This is a genomic window from Halomonas sp. BN3-1, from assembly GCF_003056325.1.
Lineage (GTDB): Bacteria > Pseudomonadota > Gammaproteobacteria > Pseudomonadales > Halomonadaceae > Halomonas > Halomonas litopenaei.
Window position 1 is genome coordinate 196,319 of the sequence record NZ_PYVV01000009.1, and the last position, 6,354, is coordinate 202,672.

At 59.9% G+C, this 6,354-nt stretch carries 9 protein-coding genes; 6 read left to right on the forward strand and 3 right to left on the reverse strand.

Annotation, left to right across the window (positions count from 1 at the left end):
* Nucleotides 1-65: 65 nt before the first annotated feature.
* Genes C9F12_RS14050 through C9F12_RS14070 form a run of 5 tightly spaced genes read left to right on the forward strand, consistent with a single transcriptional unit; the run spans nucleotide 66 to nucleotide 2,850 of the window.
* Nucleotides 66-440, forward strand: a complete 375-nt coding sequence (locus tag C9F12_RS14050) for a type IV pilin protein (protein WP_162816485.1) — start codon at nucleotides 66-68, stop codon at nucleotides 438-440.
* Nucleotides 427-936, forward strand: coding sequence for a GspH/FimT family pseudopilin (locus C9F12_RS14055; RefSeq protein ID WP_108449287.1), 510 nt, complete (start codon nucleotides 427-429; stop codon nucleotides 934-936). Before C9F12_RS14050 ends, C9F12_RS14055 begins: the two co-directional genes overlap by 14 nt.
* Entirely contained in the window at nucleotides 933-1,352 is a 420-nt protein-coding gene (gene pilV / locus C9F12_RS14060) for a type IV pilus modification protein PilV (RefSeq protein WP_108449259.1), read from the forward strand. Before C9F12_RS14055 ends, pilV begins: the two co-directional genes overlap by 4 nt.
* Nucleotides 1,349-1,831 (forward strand): prepilin-type N-terminal cleavage/methylation domain-containing protein, encoded by a 483-nt coding sequence (locus C9F12_RS14065; RefSeq protein ID WP_108449260.1) that lies wholly within the window; start codon nucleotides 1,349-1,351, stop codon nucleotides 1,829-1,831. Before pilV ends, C9F12_RS14065 begins: the two co-directional genes overlap by 4 nt.
* The gene (locus C9F12_RS14070; protein WP_108449261.1) at nucleotides 1,828-2,850 is read left to right on the forward strand and encodes a PilX N-terminal domain-containing pilus assembly protein; all 1,023 of its coding nucleotides are present in this window, start codon (nucleotides 1,828-1,830) and stop codon (nucleotides 2,848-2,850) included. The genes C9F12_RS14065 and C9F12_RS14070 overlap by 4 nt, the downstream gene beginning before the upstream one ends.
* A gap of 16 nt (nucleotides 2,851-2,866) precedes the next feature.
* On the opposite strand, the gene C9F12_RS14075 is transcribed toward C9F12_RS14070, so the two are convergent.
* Nucleotides 2,867-3,469: a GspH/FimT family pseudopilin gene (locus C9F12_RS14075; RefSeq protein WP_108449262.1), complete on the reverse strand. Its 603-nt coding sequence runs from the start codon at nucleotides 3,467-3,469 to the stop codon at nucleotides 2,867-2,869.
* 87 nt (nucleotides 3,470-3,556) lie between these two features.
* Here C9F12_RS14075 and thiO point away from each other — a divergent pair, with 87 nt between their 5' ends.
* On the forward strand, nucleotides 3,557-4,666 hold the full coding sequence (gene thiO, locus C9F12_RS14080) for a glycine oxidase ThiO (RefSeq protein ID WP_108449263.1): 1,110 nt from the start codon (nucleotides 3,557-3,559) through the stop codon (nucleotides 4,664-4,666).
* 86 nt (nucleotides 4,667-4,752) lie between these two features.
* On the opposite strand, the gene C9F12_RS14085 is transcribed toward thiO, so the two are convergent.
* A complete protein-coding gene (locus tag C9F12_RS14085) occupies nucleotides 4,753-5,700 on the reverse strand; it encodes a tetratricopeptide repeat protein (RefSeq protein WP_108449264.1) in 948 nt (315 codons plus the stop codon).
* Nucleotides 5,701-5,702: 2 nt separating this feature from the next.
* Nucleotides 5,703-6,197: a hypothetical protein gene (locus C9F12_RS14090; protein ID WP_108449265.1), complete on the reverse strand. Its 495-nt coding sequence runs from the start codon at nucleotides 6,195-6,197 to the stop codon at nucleotides 5,703-5,705.
* Between the last annotated feature and the right edge of the window lie 157 nt (nucleotides 6,198-6,354).

The following is a 6,354-nucleotide window of genomic DNA, read 5'->3' on the forward strand; positions in this document are numbered from 1 at the left end:
ATGGATTCAGTGAGCTGGACCAGAAAGTCAGTGCCGCTTCGACACGGGCTTCGTCACCAGGCCCGATGGAGCGTCAGGGCGGTTTCACCCTGATCGAACTGTTGCTGTGCATCGCCATCATCGGTCTGCTGGCGTCGGTGGCCTACCCCATGTACACCGAGCATCTACGCGAGACCCGTGTCGCCGATGGCCGCGCTCTACTGATGACGACCGCCTCGTCGCTGGAGCGCTGCTACAGCCGTGACCAGGCCTATGATATCGCCGCCTGTGACGGCCTTGAGCGACCGTCGGAGTCCGGTTTCTACCAACTGTCGGTGGAACGCCACCCAGGGCGCTATTTTCTCGAGGCCAGGGCCCTCGACGCCCAGTCGGTGAAGGAAGGCTGCGATAGCCTGACCATGGACCAGACCGGCGAACGGGCACCAGATGACTGCTGGTAGCCGCCAGCGCGGGGTCACCCTGCTGGAGCTGGTCGTCTGTGTCGCGGTGATCGGCCTGATGGCTGCGGTGGCGGTGCCTGGCCTGCACCATTGGCTGGCCGGCGAGCGTCTGGTGGCGGATACCAATCGCCTGGTCGGCGCACTGACCCTGGCACGCACCACCGCCTTGACCCGACGCCAGGAGGTCAGGGTACTGGTGGTCGACTGCGGGGGACGCTGGCGGCTCGAGGTGCTGGCGGGAGACGCGGACGCCGGCGGCTGCCAGTCCACTCCAACCGCGCATGGTGATGTACTGATGGTCGATGAAGCAGCGCACACTGACGGTACCCGGGTATCGCCCGGTGGGGTCAGCTTCGATCTGATGGGGCGCCTGGATGAGTGCAGCTACGGTAGCCCCTGCCGTTGGCAGCTTCGCGGGACAGGAGGCGCGGGTCGCTGGGTCTCGGTGGAGCCAAGCGGCGTGGTACGTTCCGGCGATGAGGAAGATGCCGCGTGAGAAGCCTACGATCCCAGGCCGGGTTTTCCCTGCTCGAGGCACTGGTGGCGCTGGTGCTGCTGTCGGTGGGACTTTTGGGGGTGGCGGGGATGCAGTTGCGCAGCTTGCAAAGCGCCCATTCCAGTATCCAGAGATCGCTGGCGGACCTGGCCGCCCAGGATGCACGGGAACTGCTTTGGGCAAGCCTGGTGGCCAATGGCGGGTACTGTCCTGAAGGTGTGCCCGAGAGCCTTTCCCGAGAGCACTGGCGCGAGCACTGGGCCGATTTCCTTCCCGGTCTCATTCCCCTGAATGAGGCGGTGATCGCTCAGGACGACTGCGCCTTCGAGCTGCGTATTGGCTGGAAGGACGAGCGCTTCACCGAACCTAGCCTGTTTCAGTACTGGGTCAAGCTGCCCGCTCGGAAGGCGTCATGAGTCCGCACCGCGTCCTTTCCCCGGGCAAGTCGTTGCGTCGCCAGCGCGGCGTTTCCCTGGTCGAGCTGATGGTGGCCATGGTCGTCGGCAGCCTGGTGATCCTGGCTGCGGGCTCGCTGTTTCAGGAGGTCAACGCCAATGCGCGCGAGGTGCTGCGCCTGGCCGATCGCCAGGCGGTCCTGAGCTACGCCCTCGATACCATCACCGCGGCGGTGCGCCGGGGCGACGCCTCCCCCGGCGATTACGTGCTGCGCCCGGCGCCAGATGGCGAGTCCTGTACGCTGCACGAGGTCGACAGCGGCGAGCCTCTGGTCGATGGCCTGGCCTACGATGGTTCCTGCGAGGACGATCAGGTGCTGGAAGATCTGGGTGGGGGACTCTATCGCATCACCCTGAACCTGCCCCACGCAAGGACACCGATCCGGCTGCACGCGGTGGATCGTCTTCAGGCCGTGTCCGCGGCGGAGGCCGACGGGTGAAGCCTCAAGCCCGCCAGCGAGGCGCGGCGCTATTGGTGGTGCTGTCGCTGGTAGCGATCGCCTCGGTGGTGGCCATGGCCGGGGTCAAGTCGGCGCTGGTGGACGAACGCCTGGCCGGCAATATGCGCGCCATGGCCCAGGCCCAGATGGCGGCGGATTGGGGGGCCACCGAGCTTCTCATGGCGCCAGATCAGGTTGCCAGCGGGGAGCGAGAAGCCTGCGAGACCCTCGAGCAAAAAGTGGTGGAAGGTAGCTGGAGCGGTGATTGGCGCCAAGGCGGAGTGATTCCGGACCAGCCCAATATTGGCTATCGCTGGGTGCCTTGCTCTTATGCCAGTGTTCCCGCTCGACTGGTGGTTGGTTTTGTCGACGGAGGACAGCACAACCTGGCCTTGCACGGTGTCATCGTTGCGGCGGCCGATGATCAAGGCGCGGGAATCGGTGGACTGCCCGCCTTGCCGGAAGGTTGTGACACTGTGTCTGCTGGTTCGTTTGTCAACTATGGCCCCAATCCAGTAGAAATGTGTTGGAATTCTGCTCCGGCTCCAGGACAGCCAGCGCCATCGCTGGATCCACAAGACAAGGTGACAGAGGTAGCAGCCGAGTTTGAGCAAGATGAGTTCGATGAAACCGGTTGCGCGAAGCATGGGACCATCCTGTTCTGCGACCAAAGCTATGGCTTTTCAGGTCAGTTAGAGCTTGCTGATGTGCCAGAGGCAGAACTGATTGTTGTCGATGGAGCAGCCAATATTCTTGTCTCGGAGGGCGAGTACGAGTGCAACCTGGTGGCGTCAGGCCAGATTGTGCTCAATGCTTCAGGCGAAGTAGCTCTGGCAGGAGACATCTGGGCAGGGGGGATAGTGATCAACGGGGACAACGAGAGCTCGCCCTTCATCGTCGATGGAGCCCTGGTTTCATCCGGTACCATCGGCTTGAATTACAATGTCATGGTCAACGGAACCGATGATCCTTCGGACAATGAACACCACAGCATCCTCTGGCTGGATCGATCAGCATAGATGTCTCGTTAGGTGTCTAGTGACAGCCACCCTTTAACTCGCGACGCAAGCGGCCAAAGTTGCTCAATACCAGCCTGGCTCCGGTGTTATCTTTCGCGCAGATCACAAAGGTCCCGTTATGGCCGCTGGCACGTCCATTGGCCAGAAAGCGCACCGGCTTTGCATCCTCGCGAAAGCCGATGCTTGAGAGCCGGCTGGGCGCAAAGACATGAAGTGTCGCTCCCTCCCAGCTCGGCGCTCCCGCCTTGATCAACAGCTTTCCCCTCCAGTCCTCGCCGCAGTGAATGCCGTCGTCGCTCGGGCAAAGGGTGACGGGTCTTGCCCGGGTGATAGCCGTGCCCCGGGCCAGCATCAGGGCGCCTTCTAGTCGCGAAAGCTCGCTGGCGATATCCTGTCGGGCGGCCATTGCCCGGTAGCCCGACAGGGCCACGCTGGTCAGAAGGCCTACAATAGCCACCACCAGCAACAGCTCCAGCAAGGTAGTTCCGGACTGGCGGAAAGCGATTCGATGAGGTTCGGGATGGCAAGACTTGGGGCGGTAAGGTTCGGGGTGGTGAGGTGTGTGCCAGTAAGCTCGGGACATGCAGACATGACGGGGGCGTCGGGCGTCGTCGTCCATGGCGAACGCTTCCTTGTGGTTGTTGTTTGAATTCAGGGTTCCTTGAGCCTAGCTCGGAGAAGGGAGAGCAGACGTTGGAGAAGCGCTTTGAGTGATTTCCTGGTGATTGGCGGCGGCGTCATAGGGCTGATGACGACACTGCAACTGGCCGATGCCGGTCACAGTGTGACGGTGGTAGAGCGAGGCGGCTGCGGTAGCGAGGCCTCCTGGGCCGGGGGCGGGATCGTCTCGCCACTTTATCCCTGGCGCTACAGCTCGCCGGTATCGCGCCTGGCGAGCTGGTCGGAGGGGGCCTACCCCGAACTGGCTCTGCGCCTGCTGGAGGAGACCGGGATCGATCCGGAGTATCGCCAGAAGGGGCTTCTCTACCTGAGGGTGGAAGACGAAGCGCGCGCACTCGAGTGGGCGCGGGAGGTTGGCAAGCCGCTGTCGCGGGTAGGCGCTGCAGTGATCCGCCGAAAGGAGCCCAACGCCCGCCGCGATATCGACGAGGCGCTGTGGATGCCGACCCTGGGCAGCATTCGTAACCCCCGTCTGATGCGCGCGCTGAGGTCCCGACTGGAAGACATGACGTCGGTGACGTTGCGCGAGCAATGCACGGTCACCGGGTTCGAGCGGCAAGGGGAGCGGGTGGCGGTGGTGAACACCGACCAGGGCAACCTCAGTGCCGATCAAGTGGTTATCTGTGCCGGCGCCTGGTCGGCGGGGCTTGCCGACATGGCCGGGCTCGATCTGCCGGTACGTCCGGTCAAGGGTCAGATGATTCTGTTCAAGGCACCACCCGGACTGGTCGAGCGGGTGGTGCTGATGGATGGACGCTACGTGATTCCTCGCGGCGACGGGCGGATCCTGGCCGGCTCCACCCTGGAAGACGCCGGGTTCGACAAGGGCACCGACGACGACGCCCGTAGCTCACTATGGCATAGCGCTACCGCCATCATTCCGGCATTGGCCGACTGCGAGATCGAGCACCACTGGGCCGGGCTGAGGCCTGGATCACCGGACGGCATGCCTTATATTGGCCAGGCCCCCGGCTGGGACAACCTGCACGTCAACGCCGGGCATTACCGCAATGGGCTGGTGCTGGCGCCGGCCTCGACGCGCCTGCTGGTGGATCAACTGCTGGGAAGAGAGCCGATCATTGATCCCGCGCCCTATCGGTTGCAAGGACGTGTGGAAGAGCGCCCAAGGGGATAGGAGAAACAGAAACGCCCAACATCTGCAGGCTGGCCTTGCAAAGGGACTGTGTCAGCGAGTCTTGAATATCGCACCAGGGCGCTACCTCACCGATAGCTGCCATCCGATTGGTGTTCCAGGCCGTAGTAGCTCGGGAAAAATGTACGATTTTCTTCCTGCCAGGCTCGCGACAGGGCGATGGCTTGCTGGACCTGCTCCGGTGTCATTTGTGCTTCCAGGCGTTTCTTGTCGGGGACGCCGGCCGTGCCTTGGAGGTCGAAATACTTGTAGGCTTGTACCAGGTCCACCTCGGTGCCAATGCCTTTCTCGTAGTAGTTGGCAAGACCTCGGTGGCTCAAGAACCCATTGAATGGCATATGTTCGGCGCGCTTTAGCCACTCGAAAGCTGCTCGCTCATCCTTGGGCACGCCAATCCCTTCTTGATAGATGCCGGCAAGCTGGGTGGCTGATTCGGCGTCGCCCTGTTCGGCTGCGCGGGTGAACCAGATTCTCGCCTGCTGGATATCTTGCTCCACCAGTCCGCGAGGATCGGAACCCAGGTAGGCGAAGCCCAGTCTTTTCTGGGAGAGAATATAGCCTTTCTCCGCGCTTGCTTGGAGGTAGGCCAGCGCTAGGGGTTTATTGATTCGGGTGCCGATACCCCAGTTATAAGCAGTGAATAGTGAAGATCCTGCATCGACTACCCCCATCTTCCACGACTCCTTCACGAGTGGTAGTCCTTGGGACCTATCGACGTACTCTTCATACCCTGTTATCAACTCCGCATAGATCAAACCGAGAAGGAACTTGGCTGTTATGTCACCATTCTCGTTTTCACGAATCAACTTTTCGATCGATGTGTTGTCGTAGAAGTCAGCGAGCGCGTAGCGGTCCGGGTTGTTAGCAATAAAATATGGCGTCCCCTCCATTTCCGTAAAAGTTGTTTCTCGAGAATTAATAAAGTTGAAAGTGGAAGATTCGTCGCAAGCTGTTAAGCACGGTGCTGCACATGTAAGAAATAGGATGATCGAGATTTTCTTGACGTAGTGGGGCATGGCTATATCCTCACTTTGAATGCATCTGTTTTCATATCGATTGGCCTTTTTTGGTTGATAGAACCAAGATGAAGCGTCAGAGATTTAGGTGGTATATTGCTATGCATGTACTTTTCGATAGAAATGCAGTGATAGCTATTATTTTTTAAAACTTCTATGTTAAGAGACTCCTCATTGGACAGGTTTCCTCCGTCGCGCTCCTCAAGGATTGTAGATTCCACTGTCTTGATGTAATTTCCTTTGAATAGAACCGCGTGGTCGTCGTTTTTTGCTTCACCGATCTCGAGTTTCAACCCCAGCTCCATCCCCTCAAGGTCGGGCACCGTGACCAAAATATCGATCTTTATATCGTTGGTGGCGATTGTAGAGATATCTTCCCAACATCCATCTAGTGGGATAGGACCTCTGCTTTCAAACGCTTCATCGTATTTCTCCCAGGTCATCTCCACCGTGACACCCTTGAACAGCAGTTCCAGGCCGTTTTTTTCCTCTTCCAAGGCTTCATAGGGAGGTCACTGTCTCTGGTGATTGCCATAGCGACAGCGGTTGACCCAGTCTTCGACGCCGGCCACAAGACGAGAGAGCTTAAGATGTCTATAGGTGATGGGAAGAAATAGCTATAGATCCGAAGGCTAGCCTTTTTGCTCGAATTCA